Below are 18,096 nucleotides of genomic sequence, written 5' to 3'. Positions count from 1 at the left end.
AGCGGTCCCCCTCCCCACGCTTCGCGTAGGGAGGATTTTCACGAACGGATTCGCGAAATCACCCGTTCGGGCGATAGTATCCGCCGGTGCGGATGGCGATGACGTCGTCTCCGCAACAAGGGGGAATCTTCATGACTCCGACGCTTCGTTATTCGCTCATCTATGGCGGCCTCGCCAGCATCGTACTCGCTGCATTCATCGCTGTGACCGCGTTCCTCAACCACAAGGTGCAATGGGTCGCGACGCTGACCTTCGGCTATTCGGTCATGCTGGTCGCGATGAGCTTCATCTTCGTCGGCGTGAAGCGATATCGCGACGTAGAGCGCGGCGGGGTGATCCGGTTTTTTCCCGCGCTCGGCCTGGCCCTGCTGATCGCGCTGATCGCGACCATCGCCTATACGTTGATCTGGGAAATGTATCTGGCGGCGACGCACTATCGCTTCATGGACGATTATATCGCGTCGGCGCTCGCCAAGGCGCGCGCAGGCGGCAAGAGCGCTGCGGAGATCGCCCGGATGAGCGCCGAACTCGATGGCATGCGGGCGATGTACGCCAATCCGCTGGTCCGGTTGCCGATGACCGCGATGGAGGTGGCGCCGGTCGGGCTGGCGGTATCGCTGTTCTCCGCGGCGTTGCTGCGCAATCCCAGGCTGTTGCCCGCGCGCGAGAATGTCAGAGCAGCATCACCTTCGCCGTCACGGACAGACCCGGCCTGAGCGTCGCCAGCGCCGCCTGGCCCGGGTCGAGCCGGATGCGCACGCCGACGCGCTGGACGATCTTGGTGAAATTGCCCGATCCCGGCTCGAAGGGCAGCAGGGTGAACTCGCTGCCCGATCCCGGCGCGAAGCTTTCGACCGTGCCGTTCAGCGTCTCGCCCAGCGCGTCGACATAGATTTTGGCTTTTTGCCCTTCGCGCATGCCGCGGGTCTGCGTCTCCTTGAAATTGGCGACGACATAGAGCGAGCGCGTCGGGACGACGGTGAACACGCGACTGCCCGGCTGGACGAAGTCGCCGACCTGGACCTGGCGGTTGCCGACCACGCCGTCGATCGGAGCGACGATCAGCGTGTGCCCGCGATCCTGCCGCGCGAGGTCGAGTGCGGCGCGCGCCTTCAGCGCCGCGGCTTCGGCGGAGGCGACTTGCGCTTCGAGCACCGGGCGCCGCGCGCGCGTCACATCCGCTTGTTCGCTGGTCACGCCCAGTTCGGCGCGCGATTTGTCGGCAGCCGAAGCCGCGCCGATCGCCGTCGCCTTGATCCGTTCGGCGTCGCGACGCGTGGCGAACCCCTGACCCAGCAGCGAATCGTACCGCACTTTGTCGGCGTTCGCGCGGATCAGTTCGGCATCCGCCGACGCGATGACAGTACTCGCGGCGCGCACTTGCGCCGACGCGAGGCGCTCATCGGCATCGAGCGCGGCGAGCGACGCGCGCGCCGTGGCAACGCCGGCTTCGGCATCGGCCAGCGCGGCCTGGGCAGCTTGCAGCTTCGCATCGTAATCCTGTGCATCGATGCGAACGAGCGGATCGCCCGCGTGCACGATCTGATTGTCCTTCACCAGTACAGCCGCGACCAGCCCGCCGACCTTCGGCGCGACCGCGCTCGAATCGGCGTGAAGATAGGCATTGTCCGTCGACTCGCTCGACCTCGGCGCGGTCAGCCACAGGATGCCGGCGATCGCCACCGCGAGTGCGACCAGCCCCATGACCAGGGCGCTACGCGGGAACGCGAAACGCTTTTTGGTGGGAAGTTCGGACGCGGTCGCGGCGTCAGTCGAGCCGAAAGGGGCATTCATTTGGCAAGCACCAGCAAGGTGGACGTCGCGGTCGCCATCACGCGACCATCGGCATCGCGGATGTCCGCCTCGGCAAAGGCGACGCGGCGGCCGATATTGACCACCCTGCCTTCGGCGCGAACCGGCCCGGTTTGGTCGCTCATGCCACGCAGGTAAGAAACTTTGAGTTCGAGCGTCGTGAACCCCTGATCGGGTTTCAGCATCGAATGCACCGCGATCCCGCAAGCCGAATCGAGCAAGGTCGCAGCATATCCGCCATGAACGCCGCCCATTGGATTATAATGGCGCTCATCGGGCGTTCCCTCGAACACCGCCCGTCCGCGCTCGACCTCGATCAGCGAGAAATCGAGCGTCCGCCCGATCGGCGGCTGGGCGCCGCGGGCGAGCAAGTCGCGAACCTGTTGAAGACCGTCAGGGGCGTCGATCACTTCGCTCATTGCCGCCCCTCCAAACCATAACGCGCGACCAGTCCGGCGTGCGCATCGGTCAGGATCGCGTCCGACTGAGCCGGATCGGCGACCGCGCGCGACAACGCCACCGCACCGACCATTTGCGCCAGCATTGCCGACCCTTCGGCGTGCGGGTCGGCGAAGCCGATGCCGCCGAGCGCCTTGGCCAGCCGCAAGGTCAGCGCTTCCACGCCCTTGCCGAAGCGCGCGCGCTGCTGTTCCCCCGACCGCGCCAGATCACCCGACAGGGTCGGCAGGGGGCAGCCGCGCTCGCGCCGATCGCGATGCGCCGGGCTGAGATAGAAATCCACATAGGCCCTGAGCGCGACGCGGGGATCGTCGGTCTGCTCGATCGCATCGGACCGTTCGCGCGCATCGTCGAACATCGTCCCGATCGCATCGGCGATCATCGCGTCCTTCGATTCGAAATGCGCATAGAAGCCGCCATGCGTCAGGCCAGCGCGTGCCATCACGCCCGCCACGGCGACGCCATCGGGCCCCTTCGCGCGAATCTCCCGCGCGGCTTCCTTCAGCACCCGCCGCCGCGTCTCTGCCTTGTGCTCGTTCGAATAGCGCACTTGAACGCCTCCTTTATATGACGCATATAATATAAACGCAGCCGGAGGCAAGTATATTGGCGTCGATACCACTCTCCCCCCAGGGATCGGCGCGGGCTCCGGCTGCACCGTTCGATCCCTCTCGCCTGACCAATCGCCAGAAATATCTGATCTTCGGCGTGATGGCGTTCGGCCAGTTCATGGCATTGATCGACATCCAGATCGTCGCCGCCTCGCTCAACGAAGTGCAGGCGGGTCTGTCAGCCGGGCCCGACGAGATCAGCTGGGTACAGACCGCGTATCTGATGGCCGAACTGGTGATGATCCCGTTCTCGGCATTTCTTGCCCAAGCTTTGTCGACGCGCTGGCTGTTCGCGCTGTCGGCCGGGCTGTTCACGCTATCGAGCATGGCGTGCGGGCTGGCCTGGAACATCGAATCGATGATCGTGTCGCGCGCTGTCCAGGGTTTTGTCGGCGGCGCGATGATCCCGACCGTATTCGCGACCGGCTACGTCCTGTTCTCGGGAAAGCAGCGCGCGATGATTCCCGCGATCCTGGGAATGGTGTCGGTGCTCGCGCCGACCTTGGGCCCGACCGTCGGCGGCTGGATCACCGATGCGATGGGATGGCGCTGGGTGTTCTTCATCAACGTCGCGCCGGGCATATTGGTGACGGCGCTGACGCTCGCGCTGATCCGCGTCGACACCCCCAACCTAGCCATGCTCAAGCGGATCGACTGGGTCCATCTTGCCGCGATGGCAGTGGCGCTGGCCGGCCTGGAATATGTGCTGGAGGAAGGACCCAAGAACGAGTGGTTCACCGACATCCGGATCCAGATCGGCGCGTGGCTGTCGATCGTGGCGTTCGTGCTGTTCCTTGAACGATCGTTCCGGTCCAACGGCCCGATCGTCAAGCTCACCCCATTCCGTAAGCCGACTTTCGTCTTCGCCTGCGCGTTCAACCTGGTGATCGGCTTCGGCCTCTATGCGGGCACCTATCTCATCCCGCTCTTCCTCGGCCGGGTACGCGGGTACAATGCGTCGGAGATCGGCAGCACGGTCGTCATCGCCGGCTGCGCGCAATTGCTCGGCGTGCCGATCGCCGCCAGCCTCTCGCAGCGCGTCGACCAGCGCATCGTCATCACCTTCGGGCTGGCGCTTTTCGCTCTGGGCTTATGGCTGTTCTCGGCGATGACCCCCGACTGGGGATTCGCCGCGTTGTTCTGGCCGCAAGTCGTACGGAGCTTCGCAGTGATGCTGTGCATCGTGCCCTCGGTCGGCCTCGCGCTTGGCAATTTCGAGGGACCGGAATTGCGCTACGCCTCCAGCCTGTTCAACCTGATGCGCAACGCCGGCGGCGCGGTCGGCATTGCCCTCGTCAACACCTGGCTGGCCGATAATACACGGCTCCATGCGCTGCGGCTGAGCGAGGCATTGGGGCAATCGGCGAAGGCCGCGAACGACACGGCAGCGGCGCTGGCGCGCGAACTGGGCGCCGTCACGCCGGATCCTTCGCAAGCGCTGCTGATGGCCCAAGGGCTGATGAGCCGGATCGTCGGACGCGAGGCACTGACGTTGGCATTCGACGACGTGTTCCGCCTGATGGCATACCTGTTCCTCGCGGCACTCGTGATGGTCCCGTTCTGCCGACCGCCGCGTGTCGGTGCAGCGCCACCGCAGGATGCGCATTGAGGAAAGGAAGGTCCGCTTCGGCGCGTGCGCGGAATCACTCTCATGCCGACGCTCAAATAGCTGACAGAACTTCCCCTCGCCGGAACTTGGTCAAGTCGACGGCAGGCGCTAAACCGTGGCAATGCTGTTCCGCGAGATGATCGACGCGAGCGCCACGGCGGCTGTCATTACCAATCCACGATTGACGGACAATCCGATCGTGGCCTGCAATGACGCGTTTCTGTCTCTTACTGGGTATTCGCGCGCAGAGATACTCGGCCGCAATTGCCGATTCCTCAGGGGAAGCGATACCGACCCGGATGGGAGCGAAGTATTGCGGCAGGGAATAAGGGAGGGCCGTCCGACGCTCGCCGAGGTGCTCAATTACCGCAGAGATGGCTCTTCTTTTCGCAACTCTGTGATGGTGGCGCCCATATTCGACCTTACCGGCAAGATTGAATATTTCCTCGGATCACAGACGGAAATTCCGGAGGGCTTTCCCCTCTCTACGGGGAATCGGCAAATCGCTGCCGCGCAGCAAGTCTCCTCGCTGAGCGGCCGTCAGCGCGAGATCCTGCAGTTGATGGCCTCAGGGAAGCGCAACAAGGAGATCGCGCACCGTCTCGGATTGAGCGAGCGTACCGTCAAGATGCACCGGGCGGCGTTGCTCAAAGCGCTGAAAGTCGACTCCAGTGCGGACGCGATCCGAATGGCAGTTGAGGCAGGCTTCTAACCGGCTCGATTGCCCCAAAGTACATGTTGCTCGCCTGCTCGGCTGGGATGATCGTGGAGGTCGCTCGTAGGTGGATTAGCTCGAGCCAACAAGAAGCAGGAGACGAACACGCATGGCGCCGCCGACATCCGGGAGCGCCGCGCCGGTGCACAAGCGACTGATCCTGGCGAACCCACGAGGATTTTGCGCCGGCGTCGAGCGCGCCATTACCGCCGTGGAAGGCGCCATAGACTATTACGGAGCGCCGGTTTTCGTGCGGCGTCATATCGTTCACAACCAGGCGGTCGTCGACCGTCTCGAGGCGTTGGGCGCGAAGTTCGTCGCTGAACTGGACGAGGTGCCGGAGGGCGCGGTCGTCATTTTATCTGCGCATGGCGTTTCTCCCGTTATCCACCGCGCGGCGAGACAACGAAAATTGACGACCGTGGACACGACCTGCCCGCTTGTGGCCAGGGTCCATGCGCAAGTCGTCGACTATTATCGGACCGGCCGCCATATCCTGCTGATCGGTCAGCAGGGCCATCCGCAAATCCTGGCAACTGTCGGCCAAGTGCCAGCGGGCGCCATTTCGGTGGTCGGCTCCATCGCCGATGTCGACGCGCTTCCCCTGACCGCCAACACGGCAGTCGCGCTTTCCGTCCAGACCACCTTTTCCGTCGGCGAGGCCGCCGAGATTATTGCCACCATAAAGCGGCGATTCCTGGACGTCGCCGCGCCGCCATCGAGCGATATCTGCTTCGCCACGACCAACCGGCAGGAAGCCATCGAAAAGCTCGCTTCCGCGGCGGATCAAGTCGTCGTAGTCGGCGACGACCTGTCATCGAACGCACGGCGGCTCGCCGACGCGGCTCGCGCCGCCGGCTGTCGCACCGTGTATCTCGTCAACGGTCCGGACGCCCTGGATATCCGGCAAATCTCCGGAGCCAGCGTGGTCGCCCTTACCGCTGCGGCCTCGACGCCCCCTGAACAGGTCCGGGCCGTTTGCGACCGCCTTGTGTCGCTCGGTTTCGTGATCGAGGAAAGCGAAGGCCGCGAGGAGACTACGAAATTCCCGCCCGTCGCGATCGCGCCTTCCGATGACCTTCCGCTCGCGGACCGGATGGATACCGTGCGTCGCGATGTCGAACGATGTCTCGACCGCACCCTGGCTGCCAAAACAGGACGGCATACCCGCCTGATCGAGGCGATGCGCTACGCGGTGCTGGGCGGCGGGAAAAGGCTGCGCGCATCACTGACCGTATTGGCGGCGGAAATGCTCGACGCCGATTATCGTCGCGCGATATGGGTGGCGAGCGCCATCGAATGCTTGCATGCCCAATCGCTGGTTCATGACGACTTGCCGTGCATGGACGACGACGATCTTCGCCGCGGCAGGCCGAGCCTGCATCGTCAGTTTGACGAAGCCACCGCCGTGCTCGCCGGAGACGCCCTTCTCGCTTTGGCGTTCGAGATGCTTTCCGACGAGCGCGCCCACCCCGATGGCGCAATCCGCGCGCGCCTGGTCAACTCGCTCGCCAGGACGGTCGGGAAAGACGGGCTGGCGCTAGGCCAGATGATGGATCTCAATCCCCCGGACGATCCCTCGCCCGATGACGTCGAGCAGTGCGAAGGTCTGAAGACAGGAGTGCTCCTTAATTTCTGTGTCGAGGCCGCGGCATTGCTCGCCGATTGCTCAACGGAAGAACGTCAGCGCCTGATCCGCTTTTCCGAACAGCTCGGCCTGGCGTTCCAGATCCGCGACGACATTCTCGACCGGATTGGAAATGCCGAGGCAATGGGAAAGCGTACCAGGAAGGACCGGCGTTCCGGTCGCATAACCGCGATCGAGGCCTTGGGCCTCGAGGGCGCGCATGAACGGTCGAGGAGCTTGGCGGCAGCCTGTCAGGATCATCTGGCCCCCTTCGGTCCTCGAGCGGAGCCGCTGCGCCAAATCGCCGAGTTCGCAGTTAGCCGGATGCACTAGGGCAATATTTTTTCCCACAAGTATCGCGCCTTGCGCATCTTCCCTCGAAAGCATCACATGAAAACAGCCATCATCCTCGGCGCCGGTTTCGGAGGACTCGCGCTCGCAATTCGTCTGCAAAGCGCCGGCATAGCGACGACGATCGTCGAGGCGCGAGACCGGCCCGGCGGCCGGGCCTATGCATGGCGCCGCGACGGTTACGTCTTCGACGCCGGCCCCACCGTCATCACCGACCCGGATTGCCTGCGGGAGCTTTGGGCATTGTCCGGAAGCGAGATGGCGCACGACGTCGAATTGCTGCCGATCCACCCTTTCTATCGGCTGCACTGGAGCGACGGAGCAACGTTCGACTATTCGAACGACGACGCCCAGCTCCGAGCGGAGATCGCGCGGTTCGAACCCGCCGATGTGGAAGGATATCAGCGCTTCATGCGCTATGCCGACAAGGTCTACCAAGCCGGCTACGTCGAACTCGCGGCGCGCCCCTTCCTGAGCTTGCTCGACATGGTGCGCGCCACGCCTGCCCTGGCGCGTCGCCGGGCGTGGCGGTCGGTCTATGCGGCGGTCAGTGCCGATATCCGCAACGACCGGCTCCGCCAGGCCTTCTCGTTCCATACCCTTCTGGTCGGCGGCAACCCCATGAAGACCAGCAGCATCTATGCGCTCATCCACAGCCTGGAGAAGCGAGGGGGCGTTTGGTTCGCCCGCGGCGGAACGAATGCGCTGGTGGACGCAATGGTGCGACTGTTCGAACGCCTGGGCGGCAAGCTCTTGCTGTCCGATCCGGTCGAGCAGATCGAATTCGAGGGGCGAGCCGTCACCGGGGTTTCGACGCGAAGTGGAACGTCCTTGCGGGCAGACATCGTCGCCTCAAACGGCGATCTTTTGCAAAGCTATCGCCTGGTGAAGGGCAGTCGCTATGCGGCGAGGAAGGTACGACGGCTGTCTCGTCGAAGCTTTTCCCCCAGCTTGTTCGTCGTACATTTCGGCCTGCGCGGAAACTTTCCCGGCATTGCGCACCACAGCATCCTGTTTTCCGACCGCTATGGGCCCCTGCTCGACGACATCTACAAACATGGCAAGGTCGCGGACGACCCCGCGCTCTACCTGCATCATCCAAGCGCGACCGACGCGTCTCTTGCTCCGCCGGGCTGCTCGACGTTCTACGCGCTGGCGCCTGTGCCCAATCTCGCAAAGGCTGATCCCGACTGGGAGAGCTTCGGCGCGCGCTACCGCGAAACGATATTGGGGAGGATACGCGACATGCTCATCCCGGACCTCGATGCTCGCCTCGAAACCGTATTCCATTACACGCCGATGGATTTCCAGCATGACCTCGCCGCCCATCTCGGCAACGCTTTCAGCCTGGAGCCGCTGTTGACGCAAAGCGCGTATTTTCGCGGTCACAATCGGGACGACCACTTCTCCAATCTGTATTTCGTAGGTGCCGGCACCCATCCCGGAGCCGGAATTCCGGGCGTCGTGGCGAGTGCGAAGGCCACCGCGTCGCTGGTCCTGGAAGCAACGCGCTAGGACGCATGTATAGGGTAACCGCCGGAAGCCGCTGATCGCGGTCTCCCAGTTCCCGGGCTTCGATTAATGACCGGCATTCCGGTAAATTGCCCATCGCGGCATTTCCCCGGCGGTGATCGCGCCTTTGCGCCCTATCGGATAGCGATCTCGATCGATGATCGCCGCCATCGTCGCGTCATCGTCGGGCGCCACTGCCGCCATCGTCCGCGCGCACCCCTCGGTTCGCAGGATAACGATGCCGTGATCCACCGTGCCGTCGCGGCGATAGAGGATTGTCGCCGTTTCGAGCGTCGCGGGACCGTCGGTAGGCAAAACCGTCGGCGGCACAGCCCCTCGCCGCCTCTCCGCGTCGCCGGCAACCGAATAGTCCTCATCGAGCACACGATCAGACCGCGTGGAACTCAGCACCAACGCGTGGTGTTTGGTGACGAACTCGCCCTGTCCGTAGAGCAATCCGGTCCCAGCATTGGAGCGCAGCCGCCGCACCATCGCCGCGACCGCGTGGAGCATATAGTCGTTGAGCGGCGCGCCGAAGAAGGTCAGCCCGCCCGTCACGGTCGGCACGACATCCGCGTCCGTGCCGAGCGTCCGCCGCGCCATCTTGGGAACGCAGGGAAAGCAGCTGTAAAGCTCGACAGCATCGAACGGCCGGCCATGGTTCAAGTCGAGCGCGCGCGTCAGCACGGCGTCCTGGGCCGGGCTCGCCGCATAGCCGTCGCGGGCGAGATAATCGCGCGGTTCGTCGGCCGCGGCGCCGCCGACCAGATGGATCATCGCCGCCGGATCGACCCCGGCCTCGCGTGCGACGGCCAGGCTGGTGACGATCACCGCCGCGCCCTGATTGACCATCGGATTGGCGACCATCAGCTTGGTATAGGGCCAGGCGATCAGCCGGTTGTCGGGGGTCACGTGCGCGATGTCGTCGGCCGAGTAGCGCCTGTCCAGCCAGCTCGACGGATTGTCGGCCGCAACTGCTGAATAACGCGCCCATAATTCCGCCGATTCCGCTTGCGCTTCGGCCGGCGTCTGCCCCCAGGCGTGTGCGCTCGCCATGTCGTAGAACGGATAGACGTTAACTGGCATCGACGCGCCAAGCGCGACCGCCAGCGGATGGAGATAGGTCGCGCGTTCGATCCGCCCCGGCGCGCCGTGCGCGAACGGAGGCCAGGGAAGTTCCACACCCTCCTTCTGCGCCCGCGCGGCGCTATGTTGCGCTTCGGCACCCGCGACCAGCGCGACCTTTGCTTCGCCCCGGGCGATCGCCAGCGCGGCTTCGTGAACCAATTTGGTCGGCGTCTCGCCGCCGATCGCGGCATAGCTGAGCGACCGTGGCGCGATCCCCAGCCGCGCCGCGAGCTCGGCGGGCGGGTCGGCGTAGCGCCAGCTTACCAGGTTGACGACATCGAGCCGGTCGATCCGGTGGAGCAAGCCACTGCCGGCGTCGTCCTCCGCTCGCCGCGCGGCGAGCGTCATCAGCCCGATCGGATCCAGTGCGTGGCTGAGCGCCGCCGGACGATCGACCGCCTCGCCGCATCCGACGATGACGGGCGTGCGATCGTCCGGCGTCACGCGCCTTACCAGACGTGGACGCGGTCGCCCGGCGCCAGATAGCGCTTGTCGCCCGGCTTGATCCCGAACGCATCGTACCAGGCGTCGAGGTTGCGTACCGTTTCAACGCGCAACGGTGCCAGCGCATGGACGTCGGTCGCGATCCGCGCGCGCATGGCGCGGTCGCGCATCTTGGTCCGCCAGCTCTGCGCGAAGGCGAGGAAGAAGCGCTGATCCCCGGTCAGCCCGTCGATCACCGGCGCCGGCTTTCCACCCAGCGACGCATGATAGGCTTCGTACGACGCGGTCAGGCCGGCGGCGTCGGCGATGTTCTCGCCAAGCTCCTGTTGGCCATTGGCATAGAGGCCGGGCAGCACTTCGTACTTGTTATACTGGTCGATCAGCGCCTTGCCCGATGCCTCGAACCGCGCGAGGTCGGTCGGCGTCCACCAATTGTGAAGGCGTCCGGTCGAATCGAAATCCGACCCCAGATTGTCGAACGAGTGGCTGATCTCATGCCCGATCACCGCGCCGATCGCGCCGTAATTGGCGGCTGAATCGAAGGTCGGATCGAAATAGGGCGTGTTGAGGATCGCCGCCGGGAAATTGAGCGCGTTCTGCAGCGGCAGATTGACCGCATTGACTGTCTGCGGCGTCATCCACCATTCGCCACGATCGGGCGTCTTGCCCAGCTTGCCGATCTGATAGCGGTAATTGGCGAGCTTCGCGCGCAGCAAATTGCCGGCCGGATCGGTCGCGCTGACCGCATAATAAGGGCGCATCGGCCAGACGTCCGGATAGCCGACGCCGACCTTCAATACCGACAATTTCTTGCGCGCTTCCGCCTTTGTCGCCGGCGCCATCCAGTCGAGCGCGGCGATGCGCTTGTCGAACGCCGCGACGATGTTCTTGACCATCGACTGGATCGCCGCCTTGGACGATGCCGGGAAATATTTGCCGGCGTAGATCTTGCCGACCTCATAGCCCAAAGCACCGTTGACCGCGCCGATCGAGCGCTTGTCGCGCGGCTGCTGCGCTGGCGTGCCCGTCATCTGCTTGCCGAAAAAGTCGAACTTGGAGTCGTCGAATGCCCTGGGCAGTGCGGTCGCCACCTCGTTGATGCGGTGGAAGGCGAGCCAGTCCTGCCAGGACTGCATCGGCTCGCTAGCGACCAGGCCGGCAAGCTTTGTCGTCGTCTCGGGATTCCAGACGATGAAATTCTGCTGCTTGGGCAGGCCCGCCGCGGTCCAATAGGCGTTCCAATCGATGCCCGGCGCCTTCTTGGCGAAATCGGCGCGGGTCCAGGGATTGTCGCCCTTGTGCGCGTCCTGCGCGGTTACGATGTCGGTCTGCGCCTGGGCAATCTTGGTCTCGAGCGCGAAAACGCGGCCGGCGCGCGCCTTGGGGTCGCTCATACCGGCGAGCGTGAAGACCTTTTCCAGATAGTCCTTATACCCGTCGCGGAGCTCGGCCATCTCCTTCTTGTCCGACAGGTAATAATCGCGGTCGGGCATGCCGACGCCGCCCTGCATCAGGTAGGGCGCGTTGATCGTCGGCTTGTTGAGGTCCTGCCCGACGAACAGCCCGAACAGATTGTCGGTCGAGGCATAATTGTTGTTGTTGAACGGGTCGGTATCGGCCCGCATGTTGGCGCCGAGCATCGCCGACAATTGCGCCTTGGACTTGAGCGCGGCGATCGGCGCCAGGATCGGCTTCAGGGGCGCGATACCGCGCGCCTCGATCGCGGCGCTATTGTTATAGGCATCGTAATAATCGGCAATGCGGCGCAGGTCGCTGCCCGGCTTTGCCTTGGACGCGGCGGCACCCTTGATGATGTCCGCGTTGCGCGCCTCGGCGACCTTGAACACATCGAGCCCGACGCCGATCGACGAGCGGTCGGCGGGGATTTCGGCGGTCTTCAGCCACACGCCGTTGGCATAGGCGTTGAAGTCGTCGCCCGGCTTGACGCTATGGTCGATCAGCGCTTGGTCGACGCCCGATTTAGTGCCCGTTACCGCTTGGGCGATCGCGGGCGCCTGCCACATGGCGGCTCCGCCTGCGGTGGTGGCGAGCAACATGGCGGCGAGAATTGAGCGCTTCATCGGGAACCCTCTTTTATCTGGTGTATGACTCGCTGGCTACACCAACACAGTTTGCCGCGCTAGGGGCCCACGTGGCTTCCCAACAGCAATCGGCAAGGCTAGGCAGGCGGCATGAGCGCACCCGTTCTCGACACTCGCCTTTCTCCCGACAGCGACCAGTTCCGCGCCAATGCTGCGCACAATCGCGCGCTCGTCGACCGGTTGCGCGCCGACGTCGCGACGGCTGCTCTGGGCGGCAATGAGAAGAGCCGCGAGCGACATACGTCGCGCGGCAAATTGCTGCCGCGCGATCGTGTCGAACGCCTGCTCGACCCCGGCTCGCCGTTCCTCGAGATCGGCCAGCTCGCTGCCTGCGATCTCTACGGCGGAGAAGTGCCCGGTGCGGGGATGATCGCCGGCATCGGCCGCGTATCCGGGCGCCAGGCGATGATCGTCTGCAACGACGCCACAGTGAAAGGCGGCACGTATTATCCGATGACGGTCAAGAAGCATCTCCGCGCGCAGGAGATCGCCGAACAGAACCGTTTGCCGTGCATCTATCTGGTCGATTCGGGCGGCGCCAATCTGCCGCACCAGGCCGAGGTATTCCCGGACCGCGATCATTTCGGGCGGATCTTCTTCAACCAGGCCAATATGTCGGCCAAGGGCATCCCCCAGATCGCCTGCGTGATGGGCAGTTGCACAGCGGGCGGCGCCTATGTGCCGGCGATGTCCGACGAGAGCGTGATCGTCCGCAACCAGGGCACGATCTTCCTTGCCGGCCCTCCCCTCGTCCAGGCCGCGACCGGCGAAGTGATCTCAGCGGAGGATCTCGGCGGCGGCGACTTGCATGCACGCAAGTCGGGCGTGGTCGATCACCTCGCCGAGAATGACGAGCACGCGCTGACCATCGTCCGCGACATCGTCTCGACGCTGCAGGCCGACGCCAAGCCCGACATCGAACTGCGCGAGCCGCGCCCGCCCAAGTTCGACCCGCACGATCTGTACGGCATCATCCCGCAGGATGTACGTGCGCCTTACGACGTGCACGAGATAATCGCCCGGTTGGTCGACGGGTCGGAATTCCAGGAGTTCAAAGCGCTCTACGGCAGCAGCCTGGTGTGCGGCTTCGCGCACATCTGGGGCATGCCGGTCGCGATCCTGGCCAATAACGGCGTGCTGTTCTCGGAAAGCGCGGTCAAGGGCGCGCATTTCATCGAACTCGCCTGCCAGCGGCGTATCCCGCTGCTGTTCCTGCAGAACATTTCGGGCTTCATGGTCGGCGGGAAGTACGAGGCCGAGGGCATCGCCAAGCACGGCGCCAAACTGGTGACCGCGGTCGCGACCGCCTCCGTTCCCAAGGTCACCGTGCTGATCGGCGGCAGCTTCGGCGCCGGCAATTACGGCATGGCCGGCCGCGCTTATTCGCCACGTTTCCTGTTCACCTGGCCCAACAGCCGGATCAGCGTGATGGGCGGCGAGCAGGCGGCGAGCGTGTTGGCGACGGTGCACCGTGACGCAGCGAGATGGACTCCCGAGGAAGCCGAGGCTTTCAAGCAGCCGATCCGCGAGGACTATGAGGCGCAAGGCAATCCCTGGCACGCCACCGCGCGGCTTTGGGACGACGGCATCATCGATCCGGCGCAGACCCGTGATGTATTGGGCTTGGCGTTTGCTGCGTGTCTCAACGCCCCGATCCCTGAAACGCCGCGCTTCGGCGTGTTCCGGATGTGATGGCTGAAGAAAGCCCACAAATTCCTCCCCGGAACGGGGAGGGGGACCGCGCGGCAAAGCCGCGTGGTGGAGGGGTTCCGCCCCCCGTTCTCCGCGCGCCGATCAAGGATGTGAGGCGGGCCCGCGTCGATCGCAAAAACATGTCCCTACCGGAAGTCCTGCTCTGGCAGGTACTCCGCAAGGCGCCGGGCGGCTTCAAGTTCCGGCGTCAAAATCCACAGCTCGGCTATCGTCTCGACTTCGCCTGTCTCGAGGCGCGCTTGGCGATCGAAGTCGATGGCGAAGCGCATGAACGGGGTAACCGACCGGCACGCGACGCCGTTCGCGACCAACGGCTAGCCGAAATTGGATTTTCGACTCTTCGCATTCCCGCCATCGAAATCCTGAAAGACCTCGACGCGGTCATTACCGGCATCGTTGCGGCTTGCCGCGAGCGGGGCCCCCTCCACCGCCCTTCGGGCGGTCCCCCTCCCCGTTCCGGGGAGGATTTTAAGGAAGCACCATGATTCTCCTCCCCCTCCTGCTCCTCGCTTCGGCCGCCGGTCAGAAATCCAGCGACAAGCTTCCCCCCGCCAACCCGCTGCCCATGCCGGTCAGCGAGGAATCGCAAGTGATGGTCCCGCTCAACGCCTGGTTCGCCGCGATCGACGCGGCCGACGCCAATGCGATCCGCGCGCAGCTCCGCATGGACGGCGGCGGCGGTGCGACCGTCGCGGCGACCAAGGCGGACGGCAGCAAGATCGTCCGTCACATGACCTGGGAACAATATCTCGCCAATGTGAAGCCCGGCGAGCATCGCTATCATGAGCAATTCACCGGCCGCCCGGCGATCGAGATCGATGGCGACATCGCGATGGTCTGGGGCGAGTTCACTCTGTCGGTCGACGGCAAGGTCGCGACCTGCGGCGTCGACCATTTCGACCTGATCCGCGAGAACGGCCAGTGGAAGGTGCAGAACGTGACCTGGTCGCAGCGCACGACGGAGTGCCCGGACGCGTGATCACCTCCCTCCTCATCGCCAATCGCGGCGAGATTGCCTGCCGCATCATTCGCACGGCGCGCGCGATGGGTATCCGCACGATAGCGGTCTATTCGGATGCCGACTCACGAGCGCTTCACGTCCGGCAAGCCGACGAAGCGGTGCACATCGGGCCGTCGTCGGCGCGCGAAAGCTATCTCGTCAGCGACAAGATCATCGCCGCCGCACAACAGACCGGGGCGGAGGCGATCCACCCCGGCTACGGCTTTCTGTCGGAGAATGCCGATTTCGCGCAGGCGGTGAAGGATGCCGGACTGATCTGGGTCGGGCCCAATCCCGACAGCATCCGCGCCATGGGCCTCAAGGACGCCGCCAAGGAGCGGATGATCGCCGCCGGCGTGCCGGTGACGCCGGGCTATCTCGGCGCGGACCAGCGGCCCGAGCATCTCAAGGCGGAGGCCGACGCAATCGGCTATCCCGTGCTGATCAAGGCGGTCGCCGGCGGCGGCGGCAAGGGCATGCGTAGGGTCGATGCGTCCGAGGACTTCGCCGATGCACTCGCTTCCTGCCAACGGGAGGCCGCCGCTTCGTTCGGCGACGACCGTGTGCTGATCGAGAAATACATCCTGAGCCCGCGCCATATCGAGGTGCAGGTGTTCGGCGACAGCCAAGGCAATATCGTCCATTTGTTCGAGCGAGACTGCTCGCTTCAGCGTCGCCATCAGAAAGTGATCGAGGAAGCCCCTGCCCCCGGCATGGACGAGGAGACGCGTGCTGCGATCTGTGCAGCGGCGGTGCGTGCGGCAAAAGCGGTCGATTATGTCGGTGCCGGCACGATCGAGTTCATCGCCGACGCCGGCGAAGGGCTGCGTGCCGATCGCATCTGGTTCATGGAAATGAACACCCGCCTCCAGGTCGAGCATCCGGTGACCGAGCAGATCACCGGCCAGGACCTGGTCGAATGGCAGCTCCGCGTCGCGTCGGGCGAAGAATTGCCACGGACTCAGGACGAGCTCGAGATCAACGGCTGGGCAATGGAAGCGCGTCTTTACGCAGAGGACCCCGCCAAAGGCTTCCTGCCGTCGATCGGCCGGCTCGAAGCGTTCGATCTGGGTGAGGACGCCCGCGTCGATACCGGGGTCGAGCAAGGCGCCGACATCTCGCCCTTCTACGATCCGATGATCGCGAAGGTGATCGCCTGGGGCGAGGATCGCGAGGAAGCGCGCGAGATACTGGCGGATGCGCTGTCCGATGCGATCGTCTGGCCGGTGCGATCAAATGCCGGTTTCCTGGTCGAGGCGCTCGAACATGACGCATTTGCCGAAGGCAATGTCGACACCGGTCTGATCGCGCGGGAGGGCGATGCGCTGATGCCGCCCGAGCTGCCGTCCGACGAGGCGCTAGCCGACGCCGCCGCTGCGCTGATCGGAGAAGTGCCGATGGCGGGCTTCCGCCTCAACGCCCAGGCGCGGCGGACCGACACATTTCTCCTCGATGGTGCAGCCGTCGCGATCGAGCATGGCGCGGCCGAACCCGGATCGGAAGCCGTCGAGAGCCTCCTGATCGCCGAGGGCGGGCAGGTCTGGCAATTGAGCCGCTGGCGCGCATCGGGGGGCGCGGCGGGCGCCTCTGGTGATGGCGCGATCCTGGCGCCGATGCCGGGCCGAGTGATCGCCGTGGATGTCGCGGCCGATGCCGTGGTGACGAAGGGCCAGAAGCTGCTGACGCTCGAGGCGATGAAGATGGAACACGGCCTGACCGCGCCATTCGACGGAATCGTCGTGGAGTTGAATGCGGCGGTTGGATCGCAGGTGCAGGTCGACGCCTTGCTGGTGCGGATCGAGAAGGCGGAGTGACTTACCTTTTCGTCGCCCCGGACCTGTTCCGGGGTCCAATGCGCCTCAAGCGTCATCCTGTGTTGATGATTGGATGCCGGAACAAGTGCGGCATGACGGATTGGAAGATGGTCGATGAACGAGCCTGAACAAATCCGCGTCGACGTCACCGATCACATCCTCACGATCACCCTCGACCGCCCGGCGGCGATGAATGCGTTCACCGCACAGATGATGCGCGAGATGATCGCCGCCTTCGACCGCGCCGACAAGGATGACGATGTCCGCGCGGTGATCGTCACCGGCAGCGGTGATCGCGCGTTCTGCGCGGGCGCGGACCTCTCCGCCGGCGGGGCGACGTTCGACTATGCCAAAGGACCGCGCTGGTCCGACGCGGGGTCACCGGTCGGTCCGGACGGCAAGGTCGATTGGGATCACGAAGGGATTCGCGACGGCGGCGGCCTGCTCAGTTTGCGCATCTTCCAATCGACGAAACCGGTGATCGGCGCCCTGAACGGCGCCGCGGTCGGGATCGGCGCCACGATGACGTTGCCGATGGACTTCCGCCTGGCCGCCGAGGGTGCGCGGTTCGGCTTCGTTTTCGCGCGGCGCGGCATTGTACCCGAGGCGGCGTCGAGCTGGTTCCTGCCGCGGCTGGTCGGCATCTCTACCGCTTTGGAATGGTGCTATTCGGGCCGGCTGGTGCCTGCCGTCGAGGCGAAGGACGCCGGGTTGGTGCGCTCGGTCCATGCCCAGGCGGATCTGCTCCCCGCCGCGCGCGAGCTAGCCCGCCAGATCACCGCCGAATCCGCTCCGGTCTCAATCGCCCTCACGCGGCAGATGATGTGGCGGATGATGGGCGCGGCCTCGCCGATCGACGCGCACCGGCTCGACAGCCGCCTGGTGTGGTCACGCGGGGCGAGCGCCGATGCGCAGGAAGGCGTCGCCTCGTTCCTGGAGAAGCGCTCGGCTATCTATCCGGACAAGGTCTCGACCGACCTGCCGCATTTCTCGCCCTGGCTCGATCCGCTCGAGTGGCGCGAGGATACGACCTGAGCTACCGCGGCCGCCACGACCTTGCGATAGCCGGGCCTGAAGCCTAGGGTCCGTACTCAATTACCGCGAGGATCGTGATTGCCCGCAGGAGCCCGCCGACGAGGAGCGCAGCGCAGACGCGTAGCCAAAGCTACGCGCAAGCAAGCGACGACGCTCGGCGGGCC

Annotated in this window: 15 protein-coding genes; 10 read left to right on the top strand and 5 right to left on the bottom strand. The window is 64.9% G+C overall.

Translation table 11 applies throughout. The features are described from left to right. Window positions 1-131 precede the first annotated feature (131 nt). A complete protein-coding gene (locus tag SPR01S_RS18175) occupies window positions 132-716 on the top strand; it encodes a DUF4199 domain-containing protein (protein WP_066592155.1) in 585 nt (194 codons plus the stop codon). On the opposite strand, the gene SPR01S_RS18170 is transcribed toward SPR01S_RS18175, so the two are convergent. Genes SPR01S_RS18170 through SPR01S_RS18160 form a run of 3 tightly spaced genes read right to left on the bottom strand, consistent with a single transcriptional unit; the run spans window position 673 to window position 2,821 of the window. Next, window positions 673-1,794: an HlyD family secretion protein gene (locus SPR01S_RS18170; RefSeq protein ID WP_066592153.1), complete on the bottom strand. Its 1,122-nt coding sequence runs from the start codon at window positions 1,792-1,794 to the stop codon at window positions 673-675. The genes SPR01S_RS18175 and SPR01S_RS18170 overlap by 44 nt on opposite strands. After that, the gene (locus SPR01S_RS18165) at window positions 1,791-2,231 is read right to left on the bottom strand and encodes a PaaI family thioesterase (protein WP_066592150.1); all 441 of its coding nucleotides are present in this window, start codon (window positions 2,229-2,231) and stop codon (window positions 1,791-1,793) included. The genes SPR01S_RS18170 and SPR01S_RS18165 overlap by 4 nt, the downstream gene beginning before the upstream one ends. Continuing rightward, window positions 2,228-2,821 carry a TetR/AcrR family transcriptional regulator gene (locus SPR01S_RS18160; RefSeq protein WP_066592148.1) on the bottom strand — a complete coding sequence of 198 codons (594 nt, stop codon included), beginning with the start codon at window positions 2,819-2,821 and terminating at the stop codon, window positions 2,228-2,230. The genes SPR01S_RS18165 and SPR01S_RS18160 overlap by 4 nt, the downstream gene beginning before the upstream one ends. A 56-nt stretch (window positions 2,822-2,877) precedes the next feature. Between SPR01S_RS18160 and SPR01S_RS18155 the strand changes: the two genes are divergently transcribed. The 4 genes from SPR01S_RS18155 (at window position 2,878) to SPR01S_RS18140 (ending at window position 8,699) form a co-directional block, all read left to right on the top strand. Continuing rightward, a complete protein-coding gene (locus SPR01S_RS18155; RefSeq protein WP_245662090.1) occupies window positions 2,878-4,491 on the top strand; it encodes a DHA2 family efflux MFS transporter permease subunit in 1,614 nt (537 codons plus the stop codon). Window positions 4,492-4,612: 121 nt separating this feature from the next. Then, the gene (locus tag SPR01S_RS18150) at window positions 4,613-5,203 is read left to right on the top strand and encodes a response regulator transcription factor (protein ID WP_066592146.1); all 591 of its coding nucleotides are present in this window, start codon (window positions 4,613-4,615) and stop codon (window positions 5,201-5,203) included. A gap of 112 nt (window positions 5,204-5,315) precedes the next feature. Further along, on the top strand, window positions 5,316-7,166 hold the full coding sequence (ispH, locus tag SPR01S_RS18145) for a 4-hydroxy-3-methylbut-2-enyl diphosphate reductase (protein ID WP_066592143.1): 1,851 nt from the start codon (window positions 5,316-5,318) through the stop codon (window positions 7,164-7,166). 57 nt (window positions 7,167-7,223) lie between these two features. Beyond that, window positions 7,224-8,699 (top strand): phytoene desaturase, encoded by a 1,476-nt coding sequence (locus SPR01S_RS18140; protein WP_066592139.1) that lies wholly within the window; start codon window positions 7,224-7,226, stop codon window positions 8,697-8,699. A 63-nt stretch (window positions 8,700-8,762) separates the two neighbouring features. Here SPR01S_RS18140 and SPR01S_RS18135 read toward each other — a convergent pair whose 3' ends face one another. Then, window positions 8,763-10,268 carry an acetyl-CoA acetyltransferase gene (locus SPR01S_RS18135; RefSeq protein WP_218016777.1) on the bottom strand — a complete coding sequence of 502 codons (1,506 nt, stop codon included), beginning with the start codon at window positions 10,266-10,268 and terminating at the stop codon, window positions 8,763-8,765. 5 nt (window positions 10,269-10,273) lie between these two features. Beyond that, on the bottom strand, window positions 10,274-12,349 hold the full coding sequence (locus SPR01S_RS18130) for a M13 family metallopeptidase (protein WP_066592135.1): 2,076 nt from the start codon (window positions 12,347-12,349) through the stop codon (window positions 10,274-10,276). A gap of 111 nt (window positions 12,350-12,460) precedes the next feature. Here SPR01S_RS18130 and SPR01S_RS18125 point away from each other — a divergent pair, with 111 nt between their 5' ends. The 5 genes from SPR01S_RS18125 to SPR01S_RS18105 all read left to right on the top strand — a co-directional run bounded on the left by SPR01S_RS18125 (window position 12,461) and on the right by SPR01S_RS18105 (window position 17,932). Further along, entirely contained in the window at window positions 12,461-14,062 is a 1,602-nt protein-coding gene (locus tag SPR01S_RS18125) for a carboxyl transferase domain-containing protein (RefSeq protein WP_066592132.1), read from the top strand. Further along, complete coding sequence (locus SPR01S_RS21330) at window positions 14,062-14,568, top strand: endonuclease domain-containing protein (protein ID WP_084251284.1); 507 nt, start codon at window positions 14,062-14,064, stop codon at window positions 14,566-14,568. Before SPR01S_RS18125 ends, SPR01S_RS21330 begins: the two co-directional genes overlap by 1 nt. Continuing rightward, window positions 14,565-15,062 carry a nuclear transport factor 2 family protein gene (locus SPR01S_RS18115; protein ID WP_066592129.1) on the top strand — a complete coding sequence of 166 codons (498 nt, stop codon included), beginning with the start codon at window positions 14,565-14,567 and terminating at the stop codon, window positions 15,060-15,062. The genes SPR01S_RS21330 and SPR01S_RS18115 overlap by 4 nt, the downstream gene beginning before the upstream one ends. After that, window positions 15,059-16,897: an acetyl/propionyl/methylcrotonyl-CoA carboxylase subunit alpha gene (locus tag SPR01S_RS18110; protein WP_066592157.1), complete on the top strand. Its 1,839-nt coding sequence runs from the start codon at window positions 15,059-15,061 to the stop codon at window positions 16,895-16,897. Before SPR01S_RS18115 ends, SPR01S_RS18110 begins: the two co-directional genes overlap by 4 nt. A gap of 114 nt (window positions 16,898-17,011) precedes the next feature. After that, the gene (locus SPR01S_RS18105) at window positions 17,012-17,932 is read left to right on the top strand and encodes a crotonase/enoyl-CoA hydratase family protein (protein WP_066592127.1); all 921 of its coding nucleotides are present in this window, start codon (window positions 17,012-17,014) and stop codon (window positions 17,930-17,932) included. The last annotated feature ends 164 nt before the right edge of the window (window positions 17,933-18,096 follow it).

The sequence above is a fragment of the Sphingomonas pruni NBRC 15498 genome (assembly GCF_001598455.1).
GTDB classification, from domain to species: Bacteria; Pseudomonadota; Alphaproteobacteria; order Sphingomonadales; family Sphingomonadaceae; genus Sphingomonas; species Sphingomonas pruni.
The sequence above is the reverse complement of the archived record's forward strand: the minus strand, read 5'-3'. Positions and strand labels throughout refer to the sequence as shown.